This is a genomic window from Dyadobacter sp. HNCC25DJ186 (assembly GCF_056895235.1).
In genome coordinates, this window is the sequence record NZ_JBXHAS010000012.1 from 129,689 (window position 1) to 153,615 (window position 23,927).

23 protein-coding genes are annotated in these 23,927 nt (G+C 41.3%); 15 read left to right on the forward strand and 8 right to left on the reverse strand.

The window, feature by feature from the left end; genetic code table 11:
- Positions 1 to 45: 45 nt before the first annotated feature.
- From AC1XUO_RS25725 to mnmE, 3 genes are all read right to left on the reverse strand, one after another.
- The gene (locus AC1XUO_RS25725) at positions 46 to 1,188 is read right to left on the reverse strand and encodes a site-specific integrase (protein WP_483332708.1); all 1,143 of its coding nucleotides are present in this window, start codon (positions 1,186 to 1,188) and stop codon (positions 46 to 48) included.
- Positions 1,185 to 1,649: a helix-turn-helix domain-containing protein gene (locus AC1XUO_RS25730; RefSeq protein WP_483332709.1), complete on the reverse strand. Its 465-nt coding sequence runs from the start codon at positions 1,647 to 1,649 to the stop codon at positions 1,185 to 1,187. The genes AC1XUO_RS25725 and AC1XUO_RS25730 overlap by 4 nt, the downstream gene beginning before the upstream one ends.
- A gap of 372 nt (positions 1,650 to 2,021) precedes the next feature.
- Positions 2,022 to 3,389, reverse strand: a complete 1,368-nt coding sequence (gene mnmE, locus AC1XUO_RS25735; RefSeq protein WP_483332710.1) for a tRNA uridine-5-carboxymethylaminomethyl(34) synthesis GTPase MnmE — start codon at positions 3,387 to 3,389, stop codon at positions 2,022 to 2,024.
- Between the two features lie 275 nt (positions 3,390 to 3,664).
- On the opposite strand from mnmE, the gene AC1XUO_RS25740 reads away from it, so the two are divergent.
- From AC1XUO_RS25740 to AC1XUO_RS25775, 8 genes are all read left to right on the forward strand, one after another.
- Positions 3,665 to 4,246 carry a 7-carboxy-7-deazaguanine synthase QueE gene (locus tag AC1XUO_RS25740; RefSeq protein WP_483332754.1) on the forward strand — a complete coding sequence of 194 codons (582 nt, stop codon included), beginning with the start codon at positions 3,665 to 3,667 and terminating at the stop codon, positions 4,244 to 4,246.
- The gene (locus AC1XUO_RS25745; RefSeq protein ID WP_483332711.1) at positions 4,246 to 6,144 is read left to right on the forward strand and encodes an OmpA family protein; all 1,899 of its coding nucleotides are present in this window, start codon (positions 4,246 to 4,248) and stop codon (positions 6,142 to 6,144) included. Before AC1XUO_RS25740 ends, AC1XUO_RS25745 begins: the two co-directional genes overlap by 1 nt.
- Before the next feature lie 178 nt (positions 6,145 to 6,322).
- On the forward strand, positions 6,323 to 7,291 hold the full coding sequence (trxB, locus tag AC1XUO_RS25750; RefSeq protein ID WP_483332712.1) for a thioredoxin-disulfide reductase: 969 nt from the start codon (positions 6,323 to 6,325) through the stop codon (positions 7,289 to 7,291).
- Positions 7,292 to 7,376: 85 nt separating this feature from the next.
- Positions 7,377 to 8,453: a peptidoglycan DD-metalloendopeptidase family protein gene (locus tag AC1XUO_RS25755; protein WP_483332713.1), complete on the forward strand. Its 1,077-nt coding sequence runs from the start codon at positions 7,377 to 7,379 to the stop codon at positions 8,451 to 8,453.
- 54 nt (positions 8,454 to 8,507) lie between these two features.
- On the forward strand, positions 8,508 to 9,239 hold the full coding sequence (bshB1, locus tag AC1XUO_RS25760) for a bacillithiol biosynthesis deacetylase BshB1 (protein ID WP_483332714.1): 732 nt from the start codon (positions 8,508 to 8,510) through the stop codon (positions 9,237 to 9,239).
- Positions 9,240 to 9,423: 184 nt separating this feature from the next.
- Positions 9,424 to 9,993 (forward strand): peptide-methionine (R)-S-oxide reductase MsrB, encoded by a 570-nt coding sequence (msrB, locus tag AC1XUO_RS25765; RefSeq protein WP_483332715.1) that lies wholly within the window; start codon positions 9,424 to 9,426, stop codon positions 9,991 to 9,993.
- A gap of 230 nt (positions 9,994 to 10,223) precedes the next feature.
- Positions 10,224 to 12,626, forward strand: coding sequence for an ABC transporter permease (locus tag AC1XUO_RS25770; RefSeq protein ID WP_483332716.1), 2,403 nt, complete (start codon positions 10,224 to 10,226; stop codon positions 12,624 to 12,626).
- A 251-nt stretch (positions 12,627 to 12,877) separates the two neighbouring features.
- Positions 12,878 to 13,183 (forward strand): MoaF-related domain-containing protein, encoded by a 306-nt coding sequence (locus AC1XUO_RS25775; protein ID WP_483332717.1) that lies wholly within the window; start codon positions 12,878 to 12,880, stop codon positions 13,181 to 13,183.
- 65 nt (positions 13,184 to 13,248) lie between these two features.
- Here the strand turns inward: AC1XUO_RS25775 and AC1XUO_RS25780 are convergent, their stop codons facing one another.
- Positions 13,249 to 14,541: a purple acid phosphatase family protein gene (locus AC1XUO_RS25780; RefSeq protein ID WP_483332718.1), complete on the reverse strand. Its 1,293-nt coding sequence runs from the start codon at positions 14,539 to 14,541 to the stop codon at positions 13,249 to 13,251.
- A gap of 15 nt (positions 14,542 to 14,556) precedes the next feature.
- On the opposite strand from AC1XUO_RS25780, the gene AC1XUO_RS25785 reads away from it, so the two are divergent.
- Positions 14,557 to 14,754, forward strand: a complete 198-nt coding sequence (locus AC1XUO_RS25785) for a hypothetical protein (protein ID WP_483332719.1) — start codon at positions 14,557 to 14,559, stop codon at positions 14,752 to 14,754.
- Positions 14,755 to 14,966: 212 nt separating this feature from the next.
- On the opposite strand, the gene AC1XUO_RS25790 is transcribed toward AC1XUO_RS25785, so the two are convergent.
- Entirely contained in the window at positions 14,967 to 15,344 is a 378-nt protein-coding gene (locus tag AC1XUO_RS25790; protein WP_483332720.1) for a hypothetical protein, read from the reverse strand.
- A gap of 83 nt (positions 15,345 to 15,427) precedes the next feature.
- Positions 15,428 to 15,625 carry a KTSC domain-containing protein gene (locus AC1XUO_RS25795; protein WP_483332721.1) on the reverse strand — a complete coding sequence of 66 codons (198 nt, stop codon included), beginning with the start codon at positions 15,623 to 15,625 and terminating at the stop codon, positions 15,428 to 15,430.
- A gap of 346 nt (positions 15,626 to 15,971) precedes the next feature.
- Between AC1XUO_RS25795 and AC1XUO_RS25800 the strand changes: the two genes are divergently transcribed.
- The 6 genes from AC1XUO_RS25800 (at position 15,972) to AC1XUO_RS25825 (ending at position 21,803) form a co-directional block, all read left to right on the forward strand.
- Entirely contained in the window at positions 15,972 to 16,382 is a 411-nt protein-coding gene (locus AC1XUO_RS25800; RefSeq protein WP_483332722.1) for a response regulator, read from the forward strand.
- A 207-nt stretch (positions 16,383 to 16,589) separates the two neighbouring features.
- Positions 16,590 to 19,502: a PAS domain S-box protein gene (locus AC1XUO_RS25805; protein ID WP_483332723.1), complete on the forward strand. Its 2,913-nt coding sequence runs from the start codon at positions 16,590 to 16,592 to the stop codon at positions 19,500 to 19,502.
- A 77-nt stretch (positions 19,503 to 19,579) separates the two neighbouring features.
- Entirely contained in the window at positions 19,580 to 20,122 is a 543-nt protein-coding gene (locus AC1XUO_RS25810) for an SRPBCC family protein (protein ID WP_483332724.1), read from the forward strand.
- A 69-nt stretch (positions 20,123 to 20,191) separates the two neighbouring features.
- Positions 20,192 to 21,160: a 3-keto-disaccharide hydrolase gene (locus AC1XUO_RS25815; protein ID WP_483332725.1), complete on the forward strand. Its 969-nt coding sequence runs from the start codon at positions 20,192 to 20,194 to the stop codon at positions 21,158 to 21,160.
- A gap of 121 nt (positions 21,161 to 21,281) precedes the next feature.
- The gene (locus AC1XUO_RS25820) at positions 21,282 to 21,572 is read left to right on the forward strand and encodes a Dabb family protein (protein ID WP_483332726.1); all 291 of its coding nucleotides are present in this window, start codon (positions 21,282 to 21,284) and stop codon (positions 21,570 to 21,572) included.
- 3 nt (positions 21,573 to 21,575) lie between these two features.
- Positions 21,576 to 21,803 carry a DUF2905 domain-containing protein gene (locus tag AC1XUO_RS25825; protein ID WP_483332727.1) on the forward strand — a complete coding sequence of 76 codons (228 nt, stop codon included), beginning with the start codon at positions 21,576 to 21,578 and terminating at the stop codon, positions 21,801 to 21,803.
- 30 nt (positions 21,804 to 21,833) lie between these two features.
- On the opposite strand, the gene AC1XUO_RS25830 is transcribed toward AC1XUO_RS25825, so the two are convergent.
- Both AC1XUO_RS25830 and AC1XUO_RS25835 read right to left on the reverse strand, forming a co-directional pair.
- Complete coding sequence (locus AC1XUO_RS25830; RefSeq protein ID WP_483332728.1) at positions 21,834 to 22,757, reverse strand: helix-turn-helix domain-containing protein; 924 nt, start codon at positions 22,755 to 22,757, stop codon at positions 21,834 to 21,836.
- Positions 22,758 to 22,825: 68 nt separating this feature from the next.
- Complete coding sequence (locus AC1XUO_RS25835; protein WP_483332729.1) at positions 22,826 to 23,836, reverse strand: aldo/keto reductase; 1,011 nt, start codon at positions 23,834 to 23,836, stop codon at positions 22,826 to 22,828.
- Positions 23,837 to 23,927: the final 91 nt, after the last annotated feature.

Genomic DNA, 23,927 nt, shown 5'->3' on the forward strand with positions numbered 1-23,927 from the left:
GCTCTGATCTTACTGATGATACCCATTCGGATTAGCTGACGTCTGCTATGCATTTAGATATTGTATTGGGATTAAATCTCCACCAATAACCAGCTTGATTCTATGCGATGCATCCCGCTTAAGCTTGTCAACAATTTTTACATAAATCATTGTTGTTTTAAGGTCTTTGTGACCGAGCAACTTAGACACTGTTACAATATCTGTCCCAAAGAGCAATTGTAACGTTGCGAATGTATGCCTGAAACAGTGAAAGGTTAAATGCTTTGAAATTCCGGCATCCTTAATCCATTCAGGAAGAATATAGTCTACCTGACTGTATTTAAGACCCGTAAATACTTTTCCATGGGATGGCTGACCCAGTAAGTCGTAAGCTTGGTCAGAAATTGGCATAAACTCCGCGCTGCCGGTTTTGTCCACCAGAAACTGGATAAAATAGTTACCTCTGACTCCTTTAAGTTCCGACCACGTTAGCGTATTGATATCGGAGAATCTCAGGCCAGTCAGAATCGAAAACAGACAAGCTCTTTTTACTATTTCAGATCTGCATGGCGTATTGGCTAAAAGCTGTATCTCATCCTGAAATAAAAATTCCCGATGCGTGTCCTTTGGAGAAATACTATCAATGATCTCCCCAAGATTGACTGCAAGAAAACCTTTTTTGAATGCTGCCTTTAAAGTTGCTTTGTATTTTGCAAAGTAACTGACGGCCGTATTCCTTGAAATGGGACGACCGAATCTGCCGATGCCTGGCGCAGACAATAAATAATCAGCATATTCTTCACTGAACGTTTCATTCAACTGCGGAAACAGGATTTTATCACCAGCAAAACTTTTAAAATAACTGACAGCCATTCTCCAGTTTTCCAGATTGGTTCCGTTTCGCCTTTCTTTTTGTGATTCAAAGAATTCAATAAAATCTCCGTTCATCATCCGGGCGGATAAAAAACCAAACCTTCTATTTTGTACTTCAATCTGCCTTCTGGACCGGATCGTTTCAGCAAGCTCCATGGTCTCTTTGTTGTGCAGCCGCTCAAGCTCAGTCCGGGCTTTCTCATATACATAAATCCTGAGATAATTTTTTCTCGTCATCGCACCGGTATCCGGATTGGGAACAGGCGGATAAATGTCCAGGTAAAGGGCAATCCTGCCCTTTCCGATTTTTTTTCGTCTTAATGTTACTTTGCTCACTTTTCACCTCCTCTCATTAAACGATATGCCCGATCTATATGCTTTTTGGAAATATAAATTTCCTTGCCTTCCTGAAATTTAGGAATTTTCTTCCTGTTTACCATACTGTATACGGAGTCTCTGGTGACACCAAGGGACGACGTAATATAATCAACGGTATAGCAGTTGTCTTTTGTCAAAGGCTCTTCTTCCAATGTAATCTTCGGCACCGGTTTTACGGCTAGGGCTGGAAGCTCAAACAGTCGCTGGATTTCTGATCGCAAAACCCTTGTTTTTCTGACACCCAAATTGATAGCCTTTAACCTGCCCGTAGCGATCATCAAATGAATAGCTTTTCCCGAGCAGCCTAGAGCAAGAGCAGCATCATTGACGGTTAGAAACTCCTTGTCCCAGACCTGATTCTTAGGAATGTCTCTTACCGCCTGGGTCTGTTTGTTGCTAATTTCTATCTTGCCTTGCATTTTTTGTTGCTTCGCATTCTTCCTTCTGAGTTTATAATTACGCTTCGCGCATTCATCACCACAGAACCTTGTAACCGTGGTTTTCGCGGTAAATTCATTACTGCAATGTTCGCATATCCGTGTAATGCTGATATTTGAGCTCATAAGCTGATATAAGATTACATAAGAGTAAATAAGATGATTTAAGGGTAAATAAGGGAAGTAATCTCTCCCATTTTTTTGTCCCTCAAAACTTGCCAGCCTTGAGGGACAAATAGGGGACAAAAATAGACAAAACTTAATGAAAAGTCCAAAAGAAAACGGTTGAAAATTTTGACTAATAGTCTAATTTTCAGCCGTTTATATGTATTTACTTGCAGCTCTTTTGTGCGCCTACTTGCCGATACAAAACTTCGAAAAAATATTATCCAGCAAATCATCCGTCACAATCGTCCCGGTAATTTCACCCAAATGATGCAGCGACAATCTGATATCCTGGGCAAGAAAATCACCCGTAATTCCGGTATCCAAACCATTGATAACTTCATTCAACGCATCCTGGGTTTTCAATAAATGCTCGTAATGACGAAGATTTGTGACTACTGTATCGGTTGCAGATTGGCCATAAACACGATTCACCAAAACTTCCGTAAGCATCGACAAGCCTTCCTGCGTTTGGGCAGAAATTCCTATGATTTCCGTGTTTTCGGCTTTTAGTTTATTAAAAATCTCAGGTTCGATATCAATTTTGTTGAATACCCAAAGGACATCTTTGCCAGCAGCAAGTTCGGTGGCAACCCGCTTATTTTCCAAATATGTCTGCTCGCTGTCGAATAGAAAAATTACGATATCCGCTTTTTCCATCGCTCCGCGCGAACGCTCAATTCCGATGGATTCTACCAGGTCAGTCGTTTCTCGAATCCCGGCGGTATCAATAAATCTGAACTTCAATCCTTCCAGGATCATGGTGTCCTCAATCACATCACGGGTCGTTCCGGCGACGCTGGTTACGATTGCCTTTTCTTCATTCAAGAGTGCGTTCAGCAAGGTTGACTTTCCAACATTTGGAGAACCAATAATCGCTACCGGAACACCTTCTTTCAGCGCATTTCCGAAATCAAATGATTCGATAAGCGGTGCGATTGTTTTCCGAAGTTTGATAATCAGTTGCCTTAAATCGTCACGTTCTGCGAATTCGACATCTTCTTCACCGAAATCCAGTTCAAGCTCCACGAGAGAAGCAAAATGAATAAGTTCTGTACGCAAGGATGCCAGTTTCTTCGAAAAACCTCCGCGTAGTTGGTTCAATGCTGTTTTATGACTGGCCTCTGAGTCGGCAGCGATAAGATCGGCAACCGCTTCGGCCTGCACCAGGTCAAATTGTCCGTTCAAAAATGCGCGCTGAGTAAATTCCCCCGGACGTGCTATGCGGGCTCCTTTTTTGATCAGGAGTTTTAAAATCTGTTTGATAATGTAATCAGAACCATGACAGGAAATCTCAACCGAATCTTCTTTCGTAAAAGATTTGGGTGTTTTGAAAACCGTCACCAAAACCTCATCAATTAATTCTGTATCCGATTGTATCGTTCCAAAATGTGCCGTATGACTATCAACCTGATTCAGGTTTTTGCCTTTAAAAATATCGTTAACAATGGAGATCGAATGAAGTCCGGAAACACGGATTACGCCAATTGCTCCCACACCCGAAGGCGTTGCCAAAGCGCAAATCGCTTCCTGTTGTTGTATTTGGGTATTATTCATAGTACAAATATCGCATTCATTCAGCTAATTTTAGGGCTCAATGGCAAGTTTAAGTTATTCTGACGTTTAACAACCGTTAATCCAAATTCATTTAACGCAGAAGAAAATTCTTTAAAGGCCAGTAAGTCAATCTGAAAAGACTTTATCTGTTTTTAAATTATTTCCCGTTTTCTTTTGTTACCCTCTATCTTTGCACTGATTTTATTTATCGCTTACATACTTTTTGAATTTTGCTAACTGAAACATTACCCATCGTCACCGGTCAACTTCCTGTTATGGAGGCTTTTTACACTTTGCAGGGAGAAGGCCAGCATAGTGGAAAAGCTGCTTATTTTATCCGTTTAGGCGGATGTGAAGTAGGTTGCCACTGGTGTGATGTAAAAGAGTCCTGGGATGCCAACGCACACCCTAAACAAGAAATTAACACAATTGTTGAAGGTGCCCTGGAATACCGAGGCCGACTGGCTGTCATCACCGGCGGCGAACCTTTAATGTATAATCTGGATGCGCTAACGGGTGCTTTACAGCAGGCCGGCTTCCAGACTAATATAGAAACCTCGGGCGTATATCCGTTCACAGGGCATTGGAACTGGGTTTGTTTTTCACCAAAGAAATTTAAAACACCTCACCCTGATATTTACGAAAACGCGAACGAGCTGAAAGCGATCATATACAACAAAAGTGATTTCGAATTCGCGGAAGAGCACGCTGCAAAAGTGCATGAGCACTGCACATTATTATTGCAGCCTGAATGGAGTAAACATGAACAGATGCTTCCTTTGATAATAGATTATATCAAAGACAATCCGAAGTGGAAAATGTCGTTACAAACGCATAAATATATGAATATTCCATAATGCGCCTCCTTCTGCTGATCCTGCTTTTTTCAGGTTTTTTGATACCAACGCTCTTTGCGCAGGACGCGCCCATGTCCCGGCGCGGAAAAGAGACGTTTGATAAGGCACAAAAAGCATGGCAGGCAAGGCAGATTAATGAGGCGCTTGTTTTGTTTGAAAAAGTAGAAGAAACCGATCCTAATAACGCAGAGCTTCATCTTCGGCTGGCTCAAATTTATGAGCTTCAAAAAAAAACGGAACTTACTAAGAAACACTTTTCAAAATTCGTAACCCTGCGTCCAGGTGATCCGCAATCTGCATCTGCGTACCAATGGTTGGGAAGCAATTTATTCCGTGCTGAAAAATATGATTCTGCACGGGTCTATTTTGAAAAGGTCATGGCGCTGGCACCTGCAAAATCCAGCCTTTTAAGACTGGCTCAAAAAAATTCAGCTTCTGCTTTGTTTGCTAAAAATGCGATTCAACATCCTGTTAAGGTTCAGAAAAGGTCCATGGGTGACACGGTAAACTTTTTAACCTCTCAGTTTTTTCCGGTCATGACTGCCGATGACGAAACGTTGATCTTTACCGGATTAACAGAAAATAAGGACGAAAATATTTATATAACGCACAGAATTCCAGGAGGCTGGGACGTGCCGGAAGAAATTTCCAAAACGATAAACACACCTAACAACGAAGGTACTTGCAGTATATCTGCCGATGGACGGACGCTCGTACTTACTGCCTGTAATCGGGCAGACAGTTACGGAGGCTGTGATCTGTATATTTCAAAAAAACAGGGAAATGACTGGAGTGCACCGCAAAATCTGGGCGAGACAATAAATTCCAGAAATTGGGAATCCCAACCCTCTTTATCCGCGGATGGCAGAACCTTATATTTTGCGTCAGACCGACGCGGCGGACAAGGAAAACTTGATATCTGGTATTCGATTTTAAAAAATAAAGATAGCTGGTCGGAACCGAAAAATCTTGGCCCGGGGATTAATACGCCGGATGATGACAACGCACCCTTTATTCATGCAAACGGAAGAACTTTATTTTTCGCTTCGAATGGCCTGCCGGGGATGGGTGGATTTGATATTTTCTTAGCCCAAAAGACAGACACTACCTGGTCTGCACCAAGAAATATCGGCTATCCTATCAACACGCAGAACGATCAGGTTGCGCTTTGCATTTCTGCAAACGGGAAAAAAGCCTATTACACCGACGACAATACTGATATAACTGCCGGCAGATCGTTGCTTTATACCTTTGACCTACCTGACACGCTCCAAAGTCTGGTAACACCTACGCGATACGTAAAAGGTAAAATTGTTGACAAAAAAACACAGCAACCTTTGTCTTCAAGTATTGAGTTATACGATTTAAAAGTTCAGCAAAAAGTCGCTGAATTTTCGTCAGACGCGCAGACCGGCAGCTTTTTAGCGGTTCTGAATAAGGGGAGCGAATATGCATTTTACGTTTCAAAAGCAGGTTATCTTTTTAAAAGTCTGACATTTTCAGTCACAGATTCGGTGTCTTCGATAAATCTGGAAATCCCGCTGGAATCTATCGAAAAGGACCGGGCAGAAATCTTAAACAATATCTTTTTTAACTCAGGCGAATTTACGCTGGATGATAAATCAAAAGTGGAACTCGACCGAATGGTTGATTTTCTTAAAAACAATAAACAAATAAGTATTGAGATTTCCGGGCATACGGATGACGTTGGTACTGATCAGGTAAATCTTGTCCTTTCAAAAAAGAGAGCACAATCCGTAATGGATTATCTGCAAAAATCAGGGATTGATGCCGCCCGCTTAGGCTCAAAAGGATACGGAGAAATGAAACCAATGGTGAAAAACGACTCAGAAGAAAATCGTAGAAAAAACCGTAGAATTGAGTGGCGGGTTTTATAAGGAAATTTGCATAAAGGGGTTAATTTTCGCACTTTTGTCGTTTCGTAGATGTTATACCTTCGTGGGCACAAAATACAAAATGCCCGTAAAAATGCGATTATGCAGCCTCGAAACAATCGGTCTGCGTGTTGGCAAAGTGGATTTTAAGAAATTTGAAAAATATTAAGTAAGAATTAACATGACATCTGAAAAAGTAGATTGCCTCATCATTGGATCCGGACCTGCCGGATACACAGCTGCTATATATGCTTCAAGAGCTGGGCTGAATCCTGTATTATACCAGGGAGCGCAGCCAGGCGGTCAATTGACAATAACAACAGAAGTAGACAATTATCCGGGATACCCTGATGGAATTACAGGTCCCGAGATGATGATAAATTTTGAAAAACAAGCCAAACGTTTCGGTGCAGATATCCGTTACGGAATGGCGACAGCCGTTGACTTTACCTCATACCCACGCAAAGTGATTATTGACGGTCAGAAGGAAATTCTGGCAGATGCTGTTATCATTTCAACGGGTGCGTCGGCCAAGTGGCTTGGATTAGAAGATGAAGAAAGACTGAACGGTCATGGCGTTTCTGCCTGTGCAGTTTGTGATGGATTCTTTTTCCGTGGGCAGGATGTGGTTGTCGTTGGAGCAGGTGATACGGCTGCCGAAGAAGCCAGTTATCTTGCAAAATTATGCCGTAAGGTATATCTTGTTGTTCGTCGTGATGAAATGCGTGCTTCTAAAATCATGCAAAAACGCCTTGAAACACTTCCAAACATCGAAATTCTTTGGAATACAGAAACAGTGAAACTGAACGGAGAAGAAGGTCTTGAAAGTGTTTTGGTAAAAAATAATAAAACAGGCGAAGAAACTCTGTTAGACGTAACAGGATTTTTTGTAGCGATCGGTCATAAACCCAATACCGATATTTTCAAGGGTTACATCGACATGGATGAAACTGGTTATATCAAAACAATTAAAGGTTCTGCGCATACCAACGTTTCAGGTGTTTTCGCCTGCGGTGATGCTCAGGACAATGTTTATCGTCAGGCGATCACTGCGGCTGGTACAGGTTGTATGGCTGCTCTTGATGCTGAACGCTTCCTGATGGAACGTGAAGTTGAGATCATTGCAGACGATATCCTTGAAACAAACTAAGAATTAACCCAGAAAATTAGACATTAAAGTCGGGCTACCAGCTTGTGCAAAACACAGTTGGTAGCCCGATATATTAACGATATTTATGAAAGGAAAGCTTATTGTAGGTTTGCTAATGGTCGTGTGTTTGAGTCCCTGGAACACGCAAGCGCAAGAGCGAGGAAAATTCAAGAAAAACCCAAAGATTAATCAGGCCGGAAGTAATGCCAACGAAGGCCCCACAAGAGTAGGCACGCCACAGCCGGAAGACGAATTTCAGGTAGAAACCTCCACATTAAAATTTCAAAGCCAGTTTGAACCTGTAAAACCGTTAAATCCGGTTGTCAGCGAAGATACAGCGACAATTGACGAAGGAGAAACAGATGTAGTTGAAGTGGTTGATTCACTGCTTGTAGGCGACGAATGGGTAAAATCAGCTGAATATTATGTGATATGGGATGCCCGGACAATTAATCCATACGGACTGAATCCGCTTGATTTTGACGAACCGGTTGATTTGACTCTTTACAATCCTGCCATAAACCGAATGTGGAGCACACCAATGCCAAAAACGCCTACGACCTCAAATTTTAGCTATCGTTGGGGTCGCTGGCATAATGGAACTGACCTGGATCTTGAAACGGGTGATACTGTCAGGTCAACGTATGATGGTATGGTCAGAGTTGTTGCCTGGGATGGAAGCGGTTACGGAAAATTTATCCTGGTGCGGCATTACAATGGTTTAGAGACCTTATACGGCCACCTTTCGAAACAAATGGTTGAATCCGGACAGCTTGTGAAGGCGGGAGAAGTAATCGGACTTGGGGGAAATACGGGCCGTAGTTCTGGTTCTCATTTACATTATGAAAACCGTTACGAAGGAAATCCTTTTGACCCTAGAAATATTTATGACTGGGAAAATGCTCAGATCAAATCAGACCATTTTCTTTTGACCAGCAATGCCTGGGGGCATTTGCGTGGCGGTCGCGCTGCTAAAAGTGAATTCGAATCTGGCGACGCTCCGGTTGCTTATTCTCGTTCAATTTTACATAAAGTACGTTCCGGCGATACGCTTTCTTCCATTGCAGGTAAATACGGTGTATCCATTTCGAGCATAGCAAAAAAGAACAGGATTTCGACCCGGTCAACTTTACGCTTAGGACAAAAACTTAGAATCAAATAAATAACGAGCCGGATTTATTCCGGCTTTATTTTTAAAATACAATTTAAATCCCTCATGAAACTTGATATTCTTGCCATAACTGCGCATCCTGACGACGTTGAATTGTGCTGCGCCGGAACGTTACTGGCCCAAATGGCACTTGGGAAAAAAGTGGGTATTGTTGACCTTACACGAGGCGAACTGGGCACACGGGGAACACCCGAAGGCAGAATTCAGGAAGCTGCCGACGCTGCGGCTATTCTAAATATTAACGTTAGGGATAATGTAGGTCTTGCCGATGGCTTTTTTTCCAATGTAGAAGAACAACAAAAAGCAATTATCCCTTATATCAGAAAATATCAGCCGGATATTGTCATCACCAATGCCATAGACGATCGTCATCCTGACCACGGCCGGGGTGCAAAAATTGTCGCGGACAGCTGTTTTTACTCCGGTTTACGAATGATTGAAACTTTTGATGAAAATGGTATCAGACAGGAAGCCTGGAGGCCGCGTCTGGTTTTTCATGCCATTCAGGATCGGTTCATAAAACCTGATTTTGTTGTTGATATCACTGATTATCACGATCAGAAAATCCAGGCAATCCGTGCATTTAAAAGCCAGTTTTTTAATCCTGAATACAATGCCAACAGCAACGAGCCGCAAAGTTATATTTCTTCGCCAGATTTTCTGAATTTCGTAATTGCAAGAGCGCAGGAGTTTGGACATTCGGTGGGTGTAAAATTTGCAGAAGGATTTACAACCACACGAATGCTGGGAGTAAAAGATCTCTCCTCGTTCATATAACCGGAATTCATTAATCTGATAATGTAATGCCTGAACTTTTTACGGTTTCAGGCATTTTTTCGTTAACAACTTTGATTTGATGATCTGATTTTAAATTAAACGTGGAACAACATAAAAAAGCAATTTGTTAAATCTTTGAACAACTTATTGTCGTATATCTATTAAAGCATTAACCCGACTTTCAATGAAAAATAAATTAGCATTAGCATCTCTTTTTATCCTTGGAATCTGTTTTCAAAGCTGTTATGCGCAGTCGGAAAAACAGAAATCCGGGCAAAAAAAGAGTCCGGTATATTCTCATACCGACACGACAAAAGTAAATCAGTCTGATAAGGACTGGAAAAAGATCTTGTCTCCCGAAGTTTATGACGTTGCACGTTTGAAAGGAACAGAAAGACCGTTTACAAGCAAATTTGAAACGTCAAAGGAAATTGGCACCTATTACTGTGCAGTTTGTGGAAACGCATTATTCCAGAGTGATACCAAATTCGACAGCGGATGCGGCTGGCCAAGCTTTTATCAGCCGATAAGTAAAACATCAATCGTATACCACAAAGACAGAAGTTTAGGAATGGAGCGTACGGAGGTTACTTGCGGACGCTGCAAATCGCACTTAGGTCATGTTTTTGACGACGGTCCTCCGCCGACAGGATTGCGTTACTGTATCAACGGTGTTGTGCTGGATTTTGAGAAAGCAAAAACTGCTGAAAAGAGTTATTCCAAAAAGCAGAAAAAAGAGACGAGCGGAAAGTAAAATAAGCCACAGTCTGATTCTGTGTGACAAGAGTGGTGTGAAAAAATTCCTATTAGATGGATTTTTTCACACCGCTCTTTTTTTAACTCCTGTTAAATTTATAAGATGGCAGGAAAAGAAAAATCTAAAAAGTTAAAAAGCGTTAAATGACTTCTCTTCATTAGATTACGAGGTTCGGTTCCGGTAATTTTGAAAAAACCGATACTGATTAACCGTAACTGATAAAATAAATGCTTAATAACTACCTCAAAATTGCCTGGCGCAATTTGATAAAAAGAAAATTTTTCTCGCTTGTCAGTATCCTCGGTTTGTCTGCTGGAATGACCTTTACATTTTTGATAGGGTGTTTTGTTTGGGGCGAAATGCAAGTGAATAACTCGTTCAAAAATGCTGATCGTCAGTATATTCTTCAAAGTAAGTGGAAAAAAGAGGATATGGGAATCGAGATTGCGACGCTTGGGCCGCTTGGAAAAACTTTAAGAGAAGAATATCCAAATCTTGTTGCCAATTATTATCGATTTGACGGCATAACCGTTGCAGTTTCTCACGGCGAGAAACATTTCCGGGAAGAAATTCAGTCCGGCGATTCGACATTACTGACCATGTTTGGTTTTCCGCTGATTCATGGTGACGCATCCACAGCTTTGCAGCAGCCAAATTCCATCGTCCTTACAGAAGAGAAGGCAATGAAATATTTTGGCAAAACGGATGTTCTGGGAGAAATTCTTTCGCTGGACAACTTCATTGGTAAAAAACAGGACTACAAGATCACTGCCATATTAAAAACACTTCCCGACAATTCCGTTAATAATCTGCTGAAATCGCAGGCAAATATATTTATTCCAATGGGCAGTCTGGAAGGCAGGCAGGATGCAGAAAACTGGAACAATCCATACATGATCACCTACCTTGAACTGAGGGATGGTATTGAAAAAGAAGATCTGGACAAACCAATCGCCAGACTTCTGGCCACACATACGGATAAAAATATCAGGGCAAATCTTTCAGTATATGCCACGCCGCTAAAAGAATTTTACCTGGACCAAAATAACGGATTGGCCAGAAAGATGATCTTCACACTTACCGGCGTTTCGATATTTATTTTGTTGATGGCGATTGTAAATTTTATTAATATCTCAATTGGCAACTCAACTTCACGCTTAAAAGAAATTGGAGTCCGCAAAGTGCTCGGCAGTCTGCCATCTCAGCTGATCAAACAATTCCTGGCAGAATCTTTCATTCTGGCTGCCGTAGCGATGATCTTGTCGGTCAGTTTTTATGAGATTTCACGCCCCTATTTTGCTGATATGCTGGGAAAACCAATCCGGTCATCATTCGCGTTATTCCCCTATTCCCTTTTTATCACCGTTTTTTTCACTGTCTTTACAGCACTAATGGCTGGCATATATCCCGCATTTATCCTTTCCTCACTCCCGGCGATTGAATCCGTAAAAGGAAAATTGAAATCCGTGAAAGAAAATATATTGTTCAGAAGATTACTGATCGTATCGCAGTTTGCGATTGCACTGTTTGTGTTTTCAGCGGCAGCGCTTATCACTAAACAGGTTGATTATTTTTTCAATAAAGATTTAGGTTACAATAAAACATCGATAGTGTACGTAGCTACCCCGCGTGAGTGGACTGCCGAAGGAATTACCAGAATGGAAGGCATCCGGGATGAATTATCTCATTTGAAAGAAATTAGCCAGGTTAGTTTATCTTATGAAATTCCAAACGGAAATGCTGGCGGCAGTAATGGATTATATAGACTAGGACAAGATTCCACGGAAGCCGTCTATACAGAGACACTTTCAACCGACGAAAGATTTGCGGATACCTATAAATTAAAAATGGAAGCCGGTGATTTCTTCTTTGCAAATCAGGGTACTTACAAAACCGATGAAATTGTACTCAACCAAGCCGCAGCAAAAGCACTGGGTTTTCCAAATCCGCAGGCTGCAATCGGGCGGCAAATCCGTATGCACTTTTCTCAGGCGCCTTTCACGATTGGAGGTATAACCAAAGATTTCCATTTTGCATCCATGCATGAGAAGATCAAACCGCTGGCCTTTATCCATATCAGAAATGCCTCTGTCTACAGATATCTGTCATTTAAAATGCTTCCGGGAAATATCGGAGATAAAATGGCCGCTATCGAAAATAAGTGGCGGGAGCTTATGCCGGACGCTCCGTTTGAATACATATTTATGGACGATGGTATCATGAAACTTTACAGAACGGAAATGCAGCTCAAAAAAGCATCATTTATTGCCTCGGTACTGTCGGTAATCATCGTTTTTCTGGGAATTCTGGGCACGGTTTCACTTAATATTTCAAAGCGGACAAAAGAAGTTGGAATCAGAAAAGTATTGGGTGCTTCGAGCATCAGTATTATTATGCTGTTTCTACGGGAATTTATAGTCGTGATTGGAATCTCAGCTGCAATTGCTATTCCTTTGGCCTACTTCATTTTAAACGAATGGCTGGAAAGTTATGCCTACCGGATCGATATCAGCTGGGTCAATTTTACTGTTGTAATCACTAGTTTTTGTTCAGCCGTCATTGTCCTGGTTAGTTTGATGACATTTAAAACGTCATTATTAAACCCGGTAACAGCCATTAGAACCGAATAAATCCTTTTCTGTAAATATATAAAAATCACTATCAGGCCTTTGGCTGGGTAGCGATATTTTTCTTTTAGGCATTACGATGGCGGATTCATATTACTTAAACCGGGAAAATTATAATCGACCAACAGAGAGAAAAGAAAGCGGACTGAATTATAAGGAAGCAATGCCCTGAATAGCCCCCCTGATAGTCTCAAATCCCAAGCAAAATTCAGAAACTTTATTGCCAGATTTGCTTTGCATTTGATCGAATAATCATGGATATCCTTGGAAATAATTATAAGGTACAATTTGGTAATACCAGTGCAATCTTTTTTTTCGAAAGTGTAACGACATTAAGGTTTACAATTAAAGAACTGAACGGTGTATGCGTAGAAAATTCTGAGACCGTAGACATAAAATTGACACAACTTCGACCTCAAATTTATCTGGCGACCTGGAAAGAAAACAATGGGACAACGGTTTCTCAGGTTCAGGATTACGAATTTGGGATTGTATATTCTAACTGGACAACCCCGGGTGGAGAATTTAAAAACCTGAAAGGCACTATTTCACAAGTTTGAAAAAGTGTTACAACGGTCCCTGAAAAAGTTTTGTCTTGAGAAAATATGAATTAAATACAATATTATCATTTTCTTTCTTTCACATCTGTCGGAATTTTGTCGACTACTTTGTTGCCCTGCCCTTTTTGTTTTATCAAGTCAAAAGCGTCATATAATTCTCCTGTTGCAGTGAAAGTCTTAAAATTCAGACTATCCTTATCAATGGTAACCACATGAAAAAGCTGGGTGTAAACTGCTGAGCGGTCCATCCAGTTTTGTTTTTCAACATTTGAACTGGTCATTTTAGGCCCACTTACAGAAACCACATACATTGTTCCTGATACTTCATTCTTACCGGACATCGGAATTTTCGTCATCCCTCTTGCATACGTATGGTCATGACCTTGCAACACCAGATCCACTTTGTATTGATCAAATAGCGGCTTAAATGTTTCACGCATCCTCTTGTTATCTCTCGTAGATTTTGGTGAAAAAATCGGATGATGAAATGTTACACAAGTCCATCGATTGGGATTGTTCTTCAGAATATTATTTAACCAGATCCGCTGTTTTTCCAGATATTCATCTGACACCTCGACCTGGTCTGAATTCAGCGAAATAAATCTTGTTCCCTGAATATCAGCGTAGTAACAGGTTTCTTCGAGACCTTCCGGGCCATTTTCCGGAAGTGTGAATTGAGGACGCCAGAAAACAGAAGTCGTATTGATGCCCTCAGGTGTGTCAAAATGGTCATGGTTACCCGGTGTTGGAAACCCAGGAACCATGCTGTGAATGAAGCCGCCAGCCTCAAACCAATCCCCCCATTCAACATCTCTGTTCGCTTTGTTTATCAAATCGCCGGCATACATCATCAGCCTGGCATCAGGTGCTTTTGCGTAGGCCTCCCGCGCCACTCGCGACCAAAGGGACCTGATATTGGTTTGTACATCTCCATAGTAGATGAAAGAGAATTTTTCACCTATTTCCCCTGCGGTATTGAAGTGTATCCATTCGCTCCAAGACGCTCCCTGGCCGACACGATAAGCATATTTCGTAGCTGGTAAAAGATTTTGAAAAATTACCGAGTGATACATCGCTGTCGGGGTATCATTAAAAACCAGTTTTTCAGAGGTTGCCTGAATCTTTTTTGCATGCGCAACAAACCTGGGATCTGCATCTGCCAGGGCTATTTCAGCATAAGAAGTATCCACAGATTCACTCGTCCGCCAGTTTGCAGCCATGGATGTGGAAGGATCCTGTGTAACGTTCAGGACAATTCGGTCCGGCAATTCAGTTGGAATATATAAATTGTTAATCTGAGATTTTGCTGAAAAACAACTTACCAAACAAATCAGAAAAATTAAAAGTTTAAGTGGCATCAGAAGACTGTTTAAGTGAAAAGAACCGGAAGAACAGAAGGCTATCTCACCCGGTTACATGCAATCGGCTATATTGACAATACGCTTTTTAAAATAATTCAGGCTATTTTTTTATCCTTAAAATATTACAACTATAAAATGAAGATAAGCCCTGATGCCAATTTAGACCAGCCACTGACAGCAAGCTGGCTGATGATCGGGAAGCAAATATGAAGTAGCTACATTATTTTGGTAGAAAAATCTTCTTAATTGTCCCAGGCCATGCCGTGAGTGAAAAGCCCGGTATGGGATGGTGTTCATAATAGTTACGGCCGAAATTTCCTTTAATTAAGATTACACACATCCCTTCAAAAGATCCTTTCACCTGGATATAAAAAAACCTGCCCATTGACGGGCAGGTTTTCGAAATCTATTTTTTAAAGCGCCTACAAGTCCTCTGCTTTTTCGCCTACTTTCTTACCTGCTTTCTTTACACCTTTTTTAGTAGCATCGTAGCCATCCTCAGCTACATCACCCACTTTATTTGCACCTTTTTTTACTCCCTTTTTCGTTGCGTCGTATCCGTCCTCAGCTACATCGCCGACCTTATTTGCGCCCTTTTTTACGCCTTTTTTTGTGGCATCGTAACCATCTTCTGCCACATCACCTACTTTATTTGCACCTTTTTTAACACCTTTACCAACCGCTTTCGCATCTTTTTTTACTTCTGTACCTGCTTTTTGAGCAAGATTTTGCGTTGAGTCCTGTGCATAAGTCCAGGTCGAAAAGGCAACAAATGCTATAACCAAGATTGTCTTTTTCATAACTAAATTAATTGTTGTTATACATCAGAATTGATGTAACCAGATTAATAAAGAATCATACCAGACCTTTGAATATTCCCGACCTACCCGATTTTCTCAAATTGATAACTTCCTTTAATATTCTCGTTGAGATATGTGCCTTTTGAAAAGGATGCCTTCATTTCCAGATAGACCTCCTCGGGGACATTTTTGTAGTCGTACACCGTACCAGAAACAAAAGTGATCCGTAAAATTTGTGATTTGGCATAATACCTATACTTTGAAACAACCGTAGACGGCATGGTTGACCTGTTTTAAATACAAGAATTTGCTCCCAAATAAACAATCATGCCCGGGATGTTGTCGCGTCAACCAAAAAAAACAAAATCAGGAGAAACTCCCTTTGACATCGTAGTTGAATTTTCCACAACTTTTATGTTTGGGGCAACTAATTTATTCTGTATATATAGAACACTTATTCTCTTGATTAACAGCATATTTTATTCATACAGACAATTACCTATGATAAAAATCAGCCTTGCATGAAATCTTCCTGAGACTTTTTTTTATTACCTTTAAAAAACCAGTCCGATGCCCGAAATATCTTCTGGTCAAACATACCCGCCTAAGACAAATTGTCGAATTAGAATGAAGCAGAAAATAATATACATGGCTGATGACGATGAAGACGATCGTCTGTTTCTTTCTGATGCAATTCATAAGCTCAACCTGGAAATAAAAATTGTAGAAGCATCAGATGGAGATGATTTGTTACATCTGATCGAAACAGAAAACACGAAAGATGCCAACATTCTGATCTTGCTGGATATGAATATGCCACGGGTAACCGGCCTGGAAGCATTGCAGACGATTCGTGCAAATGAAAAAATCAAACATATTCCGGCCGTAATGATCTCCACTTCTTCTGATAAAAGGCTGATTCAGAAAGCTTATGAGACGGGCATTAATGCCTACATCAAAAAACCCAACAACTACGACGGTTTTGTCAAGATCGCCGAGGCGCTTCAAACCTGCTTTCTTGACTTTGAGCAAGCCTAACGTAAGTTTTTCTCGTAAAATTGCTTTTCTTTCATCGTTCTAAGACTTATCCACGGCAAAAATCAAACTTCCTGGTTCCCGGGATTATGATTGAATGTCATTATTCGTGTTGATACACTTCAAAATTTACTATTTTTGAAGCCAGGCAAATTCAAAAGCCTCATAATTAAACAGCACTAATTCCCGACAAGCCTAAGTAAAATATTCATGAACGGCAACATAAAGCCATTTAGTCCAGACGACGTTAATGAAGCCAACCGGTTACAACTAGCCCTCCGCTCGGCTGGAATCGGCACCTGGCAGTTTGACATTTCAACCGACTCCTTTCTTTGGTGTGACCAGAGTAAATTACTATACCATTTTCCTGGACAAACGGAGAATATTTTGAGGTTTGAACAGGTTGTTGATTTGGTACATATTGAAGATCGCCGACGTTTTCAGGAAATATTTCACACGCCTTTTAAGATTGATGACGACTATGCTCATAAAATTGAGTTCCGCGTTAACAGTGTTATCGAAGGACAGACGCGCTGGTTATTATCGAAAGGACAAATTTATTTTGATGAAGGTGGAAATCCCGAAAAAATCGTTGGTACTGTTCAAAACATTACACGAGAAGTCCTTGATCGCAGGTATCCGACAGCCGGAAATAACGCAAAGGATGTTTCGACTGTAAGTGTAAACGCCTCCGGAATAGTACCATTAGAAGCATTACAAGCTCTAAAAGCAAGTGAGGAGAAGTTTCGTTCGCTCGTAGAAGAAGCTCCCGTTGCAACTTGTCTGTTCGTAGGGCCGAAACACATCATTGAGGTAGCTAACGATAAAATGATTGGCTATTGGGGAAAGGATAAATCTATTCTCTCCAAACCTGTGATTGATGCAATTCCAGAGATAAAAGGGCAGCCTTTTGAGGACTTGCTGGACCAGGTCTATAACGCTGGCATAACCTATGAAGCCAAAAGTGCTCCCGCCGATCTGGTCGTAAATGGTGTTTTGGACACGTACTATTTTGATTATACATATAAGCCATTGCGTAATTCCCAGGGTGAGGTATATGGTATAATGAACATGGCGCATGATGTTACGAACGAAGTACATGCAAGACGTTCTCTCGAGGCGAGTGAAGAAAAGTTGCGATCAGTTTTTGCAAATGCGTCGGCAGCCATGGGCCTTTTTGTAGGGCGCGATCTGCACATTCAATTAGCAAATCAGGCATTTATCGAAATAATAGGTAAGGGCCCTGACATTATTGGCAAGGCTTTGGAGGAGGTCGTTCCGGAGCTCCATGACCAGGCGTCGAGCCGGATACTTAGGGAAGTATTTGATTCCGGAAAATCGCTGCAAAGGTTCGAGTCGCAGGTAAATCTGCTTCGCAACGGTATGATGACCAGTAATTATTACAACATTACCTATACCCCACTTTTCGATTGCGAGGGGAAAGTTTACGCTATTCTTGATATCGGTATTGACGTCACCGAAACTGTTTTGGCAAAACAAAGGCTTGAAGAAAGTGAACTCTTTGCACGAAATATTATCAACCATTCCCCGGTGGCCAAGTTGGTATTTGTCGGGAATGAAATGGTAATCCGGACTGCCAACGAAAATATGCTTGCCATGCTTGGAAAAACTGATTCTATTATCGGGAAAACTTTTATGGAAGCTGTTCCGGAGCTATTGGAAACGCAGCTCATGGATCGGCTTCGGGAGGTGCTTCATACCGGTATTCCATTCAATCAGCCAGAGGAAAAGATAGATCTGCTACATCAAGGGATACCTTATTCCGGTTACTACAACTATAATTACAAGGCATTGCAAAATACTGCCGGGGAAAATTATGGTGTGCTTGTCACGGCGATTGAGGTTACCCCACAGGTACTGGCCAGACAAAAAGTTGAGGAAGCTGAACAGGTTTTAAGAGATGCAGTTGACTTGGCCGAACTGGCTACATGGAGCCTTAGGCCCGAAACGGAAGATATCCGTTATGGTGAAAGGATGAAAGAATGGATCGGCTTAAAAGACGACTTAACCAATTTTGAAGTCGGTAAAAATTTTATTCCTGAGAACGACCGAGAAAGAATTCGTTTCGCTTTGAAGGAGGCTTTAAAACCAGAAGGTAGTGGCATTTACGATGAAGAGCATCTGATCGAAAATTTAGAATCAGGAAAAATGCGATATATCCATGCCAAAGCAAAAACGTTTTTTGATAATAATAATAAACCTTATAAACTTGTAGGTGTTGCGCAGGACATCACTGCGCAGCGGGAAATCCAGCAAACGCTCGAACAGCTGGTGCAGCAACGCACCGAAGAACTTGAAACGATGAATGAGGAATTGGCGGCCATCAACGAGGAATATATGGCAACCAATGAAGATCTGGCCCAGTCGAATCATTTACTGATTCAATCAAACCAGAGTCTGCAGCAATTTGCTTATGTAGCCTCACATGATTTGCAGGAACCACTTCGAAAAATTCAGTCTTTTGGCAATTTACTGGTAAATCGTTACTCAGAATCATTAGGCGAAGGTGCCAATCTGATCCAGAGAATGCAAACGGCAGCCATACGTATGTCGGGGCTGATTGATGATCTTCTTGCCTTTTCAAGAATTTCAAATCAACCGGATGTTACCAAACCGATATCACTTTCAGATGTTATTCAAAATGTGTTGTCTGATCTCGAAGTTAAAATTCAGGAAACAGAAGCTGTGATAAAAGTTGAAAATCTTCCGGTTATTATGGGTGATGATTCACAGCTGAGTCAACTTTTCCAAAACCTTTTGTCCAATGCCCTGAAATTTTGCCGGAAAGATCAGACTCCTCATATTAAGATAAATTGTAAAATTATAAATGTTAACGAACTGCCTATTACCATAAATCCGGCACAAGTTTCGCAGTCTTATCACCAGATTAATGTCGAAGACAATGGTATCGGTTTTGAACAAAAATACGCAGAGCGAATCTTCCAGCTATTTCAAAGGCTGCACGGCCGCAGTGAGTTTGAGGGTACTGGCATAGGGCTTTCGATTTGCGAGCGCGTTGCGACCAACCACGGCGGAGCAATTTCTGCTTTAAGCGAACCCGGCGAAGGATCTATATTCAGCATTTTTTTCCCAATTGGCTGAGGCATAATATTTATAGCGGACCAGGTAAAATATTGACACTAAGTAAATTTTATCTTGTGCAGCTAAATTGATATATTATGACAGATCAAAAAAAATCAGGTATCATCGAATTAAGTGAGCAATTCTCCGTTCCCGTTGAAACGCTATATCAAGCGTGGACTGAGACTGAGCATCTGAAAAAATGGTGGAACCCTATGGGCGACTCGCTTGAAGCGGTCAAGAATGAGCTCAATGAGGGTGGTATTGTATCGTACGATTTTAAAAGCGGGGACTACCATGTCAAGGGAAATTACGAAGAGGTAAAACCGAATGAAAAACTGGTGTATACCTGGAACTGGGAATTTAAAGGTGATATTCCCCCGGAATCCTACAAGTTGACGATTCGTTTTGAAACTGCCGAAGATGGAAGTCTGCTGCATGTCAGGCAAGAAGAGCTGGAAGATGATGACATTATCAACGCACATCAGGACGCCTGGAAAAATGCATTGAAAAGTTTAAAATCACATCTGGAAGGATCCGAGAAAAATAATCGTGATAATCTGAAAAGCGATGAAGGAATGAGTGACAGATCCGGCGGATATAATGAACTACCGGAACAGGCGAAAGTGGGTGGAGGCTGATTTCAACAGGAAGTCAATCGTTTATTTAATTTTTATAAGTAATTTCATGCCTTTCAATATAAAAATTATATGAACAGATTATTCCAAACCAAACTACACCAATTCTCCCGCCGCTTGCTACTGGCAGCTGCGACACTATTATTAGCCGTTTGCCATTTCAACGCCAACGCCAAACCCCTCGCCTCACCCCTGGAAGGCCGATGGGATATAACGGTTGATGTGGCGGGTAAGCCCTCTCCTTCCTGGCTGGAAGTAAGGCATTCAGGCAATCATACGTTGATAGGCCAGTTTGTTTCGTTTTCAGGAAGTGCACGTCCGATTTCAGAAGTTCACTTCAAAGATTCAAAGTTCAATTTTTCAATTCCTCCGCAGTGGGAAAAAGGAGATAAGGATCTGTCTGTGGAAGGTACTTTACAGGGAGAGAAAATTAGCGGATCGCTTACGACACCCGAGGGAAAAACCTATACCTGGACAGGCGTTCGTGCTCCTTCACTTAAAAGGACAACGCCTCCTGTCTGGGGAAAAGCAATAAAATTGACTGACGGAAACACGATCAAAGGCTGGCATGCCATGGGCACAAATCAATGGGTATCTGAAAATGGTGTGCTAAAAAGTGACAAATCGGGTGCAAATTTGATTACTGATGAAAAATTTAACGACTTCAAACTTCATGCAGAATTCCGCATCCCAAAGGGAAGCAATAGCGGAGTATATCTGCGCGGTCGTTATGAAATGCAGGTTACCGATGGCAAAGGACTTGAACCCGCTGTTGATCAGCTTGGTGCAGTTTACGGTTTTATCAGCCCAAGCGAAATGATGGCAAAGGAGCCGGGAGAATGGCAATCTTTTGATATCACATTGATTGGCAGAATGTTAACGCTTGTTGTTAATGGTAAAACGGTTATCACCAATCAGGAAATTCCGGGTATCACTGGAGGCGCGCTGGATAGTAATGAAGGCGAACCTGGTCCACTTTACATTCAGGGAGACCATGGCCCGGTTGAGTATAGAAATATTATTATTACTCCGGCTAAATAATTATTCTGAATTGAACGAGGGCCGTTATCTTTATTCAAGGTAACGGCCTTTTTCTTTAATTTTCGGACAAAGATCTCTTTCTTGTTAATAAACTCTAATTAAAACTTTTGAAATATCGATCATGATTCAGCATTCCGTAATTTTTAAACTTAAACATCCACAAGGTTCGTCCGAAGAAACTTTATTTTTAAATGCAGCAAGGGCGTTGGATTCGATACCCAGCGTCCGGAATTTTAAATGTTTGAGGCAGGTCAGCCCGAAAAATAAGTTCGAGTATGGCCTGACAATGGAATTTTCTGATCAGGCTACGTATGACGAATATTCCCGCCATGAAAAACATGATGCCTTTATTCAAAACTTTTGGGTGAAAGATGTACAGGACTTTTTGGAAATTGATTACGAGCAATTATAAAACATGTCGCAGCAGACAGGCAAATACATCATCATCGCAGGACTCGTTCTAATGATTTTTGGAGCAACAGTTTATTTTATAGGAGATAAACTGAACTGGCTCGGTAGGTTGCCAGGCGATATTCGGGTTGAAAAAGATAACTTCAAATTTTTCTTTCCAATCACTACTATGATTATTGTCAGTGTGGTTATTAATCTGATTATCGTAATAATTCGAAAAATTCTTGGGTAAGATCTTAGCCAGGCAGATCCAAAAATTTCATCAATTACTCGGCATTGCCTTTCTAAACATCGCCGGAGTAGAGCCGGTTTTATTTTTGAACAGACGATTAAAATACTGCGGATATTCAAATCCGAGTTTAAAAGCAGTTTCGTTGATCGTAAGATTAGTGGTCAGTAATATCTCCTTAGCCTTTTCAATCAACAAGTTATGGATATGCTGCTGTGCGCTCATACCCGTCAGAGAACGAAGCATATCGCTCAAATAATGAGAAGAAACGTTAAGTTGCTCCGCAATTTCATTGACGGCCGGGATCCGGCTAACGGATTCCTGCTGAAAAATATCCTTGATCAATCCCTCAAACCGGACGATCAGATCCTCCTCTGAACCGTTTCGGGTGATAAACTGCCGATTATAAAACCTGTTCGAATAATTCAGCAGGACTTCAAGATGAGAAATAATTACATCCTGACTGAACGCGTCGATGGGCTGTTGATATTCCGTTCGAATGTCCAGCATAATGCGCTCAATAATCCGCTCTTCTTTTTCAGAAAGATGAAGGGCTTCATTTACATCATAAGAGAAAAAACCATACGCTCCGATACGTCTTGACAGTTCATACTTCCTTAAAAAATCCGGATGTATCAAAATCATCCAGCCTGAAATTTTTGAAAAATCAGCTCCCTTGTTGAGCGTGAAAACCTGTTTTGGCAGAGAGAACCCCATGATTCCGTCGCTGAAATCAAAATACTTCTGCCCATAAAACATCGCATTGCTGACATTTCTTTTCAAGAATATATTGTAAAAATTCATAATCAGTTTGTCATCGGGAAGATCGGGCATGTTAGGACTGCATTTAACCTCGATAACACTGATCAGCGGATGTTCCGGCTTCGGCAAACCGACCAGTTTATGATATTCAGAGAGAGAATTTAAGATGATCGGATCGGTTGACGATTTTTTCATTGTATATTTTTCAAAACAGGAAAGCATACTTTAAAGTTAATGCTTTCCTGCCGTTATGTTAAATTCAGTTATAAGTTCACACCACTCATCGAAGTTTCATCGTAGCGGTCACCTGCCGTAATACCAGCCGGAACAATAGAATCCAGATGTGAAAGTTCCTCTGCCGTGAAAACAATATCAGTCGCAGCAATATTGTCTTCCAGATATTTCACACGTTTTGTACCCGGAATTGGGACGGTACCTTTTGCCAGCGTCCAGGCAATCGCCAATTGTGATGGAGTGATATTTTTCGCGTCCGCAAGTATTTTGATTTCTTTCACCAAATCCAGATTTTTATAAAAATTATCTCCCTGGAATCGCGGAATTGACCGCCTGAAATCGTTAGGAGCAAAATCATCAGGGGTTTTAATATCTCCCGTCAGGAAGCCACGGCCCAGTGGCGAGTAGGATACAAAACCGACGCCCAGCTCATTCACAGCCTCAAACAAGCCATTTGTCTCAACGGTCCTTTCAAAAAGCGAATACTCCGTCTGGACTGCTGTGATCGGATGTATCAGATTTGCTTTTCGAAGCGTCTGAGCGGAAACCTCTGACAACCCGATGTACCTTACTTTTCCAGACTGCACGAGTTCAGCCATCGCTCCAACCGTTTCTTCGATCGGCGTTTCAGGATCAACACGATGCAGATAGTAAAGATCGATATAGTCCGTTTTCAGATTTTTCAATGAACGGTCAATCGCTTTTTTAACATAGTCAGGCCGGCCATTGATGCGCCAGGTAAGCTGTTCATCATCACCAACCTCATAACCAAATTTTGTTGCCAGAAGGTATTTATCCCGGTTGCCTTCCAAAGCTTTGCTTACCAAACGCTCATTTAATAAAGGGCCGTACAAATCGGCGGTGTCCAGAAAATTCACACCTAATTCCAGTGCGCGATGAATGGTTGCAATGGATTCCTTTTCATCAGCTAAGCCATAAATATCCTGACCGGCAATTGTTGTCATTCCCATGCAGCCAAGTCCTTCCATCGGAACTTCAAATCCCTGGTTCCCTAGTTTTACTTTCTTAATACTGCTCATTTCAGTCGTCTGTTTAATGATTTATAACAGCACAAAGGTGAAACTTTCAAATTTTGAAAAATTATACGAAACGGTCCTATTTGTATACAAA

What these genes read in the sequence shown, in the direction of transcription:
- trxB (WP_483332712.1), top strand. Translation starts at nt 6,323, where the DNA reads ATGACATCTGAAAAAGTAGATTGCCTCATCATTGGATCCGGACCTGCC.
- AC1XUO_RS25810 (WP_483332724.1), top strand. Translation starts at nt 19,580, where the DNA reads ATGACAGATCAAAAAAAATCAGGTATCATCGAATTAAGTGAGCAATTC.
- mnmE (WP_483332710.1), bottom strand. Translation starts at nt 3,389, where the DNA reads ATGAATAATACCCAAATACAACAACAGGAAGCGATTTGCGCTTTGGCA.
- AC1XUO_RS25830 (WP_483332728.1), bottom strand. Translation starts at nt 22,757, where the DNA reads ATGAAAAAATCGTCAACCGATCCGATCATCTTAAATTCTCTCTCTGAA.
- AC1XUO_RS25800 (WP_483332722.1), top strand. Translation starts at nt 15,972, where the DNA reads ATGAAGCAGAAAATAATATACATGGCTGATGACGATGAAGACGATCGT.
- AC1XUO_RS25775 (WP_483332717.1), top strand. Translation starts at nt 12,878, where the DNA reads ATGGATATCCTTGGAAATAATTATAAGGTACAATTTGGTAATACCAGT.
- AC1XUO_RS25820 (WP_483332726.1), top strand. Translation starts at nt 21,282, where the DNA reads ATGATTCAGCATTCCGTAATTTTTAAACTTAAACATCCACAAGGTTCG.
- AC1XUO_RS25745 (WP_483332711.1), top strand. Translation starts at nt 4,246, where the DNA reads ATGCGCCTCCTTCTGCTGATCCTGCTTTTTTCAGGTTTTTTGATACCA.
- msrB (WP_483332715.1), top strand. Translation starts at nt 9,424, where the DNA reads ATGAAAAATAAATTAGCATTAGCATCTCTTTTTATCCTTGGAATCTGT.
- AC1XUO_RS25805 (WP_483332723.1), top strand. Translation starts at nt 16,590, where the DNA reads ATGAACGGCAACATAAAGCCATTTAGTCCAGACGACGTTAATGAAGCC.
- AC1XUO_RS25780 (WP_483332718.1), bottom strand. Translation starts at nt 14,541, where the DNA reads ATGCCACTTAAACTTTTAATTTTTCTGATTTGTTTGGTAAGTTGTTTT.
- bshB1 (WP_483332714.1), top strand. Translation starts at nt 8,508, where the DNA reads ATGAAACTTGATATTCTTGCCATAACTGCGCATCCTGACGACGTTGAA.
- AC1XUO_RS25770 (WP_483332716.1), top strand. Translation starts at nt 10,224, where the DNA reads ATGCTTAATAACTACCTCAAAATTGCCTGGCGCAATTTGATAAAAAGA.
- AC1XUO_RS25795 (WP_483332721.1), bottom strand. Translation starts at nt 15,625, where the DNA reads ATGCCGTCTACGGTTGTTTCAAAGTATAGGTATTATGCCAAATCACAA.
- AC1XUO_RS25835 (WP_483332729.1), bottom strand. Translation starts at nt 23,836, where the DNA reads ATGAGCAGTATTAAGAAAGTAAAACTAGGGAACCAGGGATTTGAAGTT.
- AC1XUO_RS25815 (WP_483332725.1), top strand. Translation starts at nt 20,192, where the DNA reads ATGAACAGATTATTCCAAACCAAACTACACCAATTCTCCCGCCGCTTG.
- AC1XUO_RS25740 (WP_483332754.1), top strand. Translation starts at nt 3,665, where the DNA reads ATGGAGGCTTTTTACACTTTGCAGGGAGAAGGCCAGCATAGTGGAAAA.
- AC1XUO_RS25825 (WP_483332727.1), top strand. Translation starts at nt 21,576, where the DNA reads ATGTCGCAGCAGACAGGCAAATACATCATCATCGCAGGACTCGTTCTA.
- AC1XUO_RS25755 (WP_483332713.1), top strand. Translation starts at nt 7,377, where the DNA reads ATGAAAGGAAAGCTTATTGTAGGTTTGCTAATGGTCGTGTGTTTGAGT.
- AC1XUO_RS25730 (WP_483332709.1), bottom strand. Translation starts at nt 1,649, where the DNA reads ATGCAAGGCAAGATAGAAATTAGCAACAAACAGACCCAGGCGGTAAGA.
- AC1XUO_RS25790 (WP_483332720.1), bottom strand. Translation starts at nt 15,344, where the DNA reads ATGAAAAAGACAATCTTGGTTATAGCATTTGTTGCCTTTTCGACCTGG.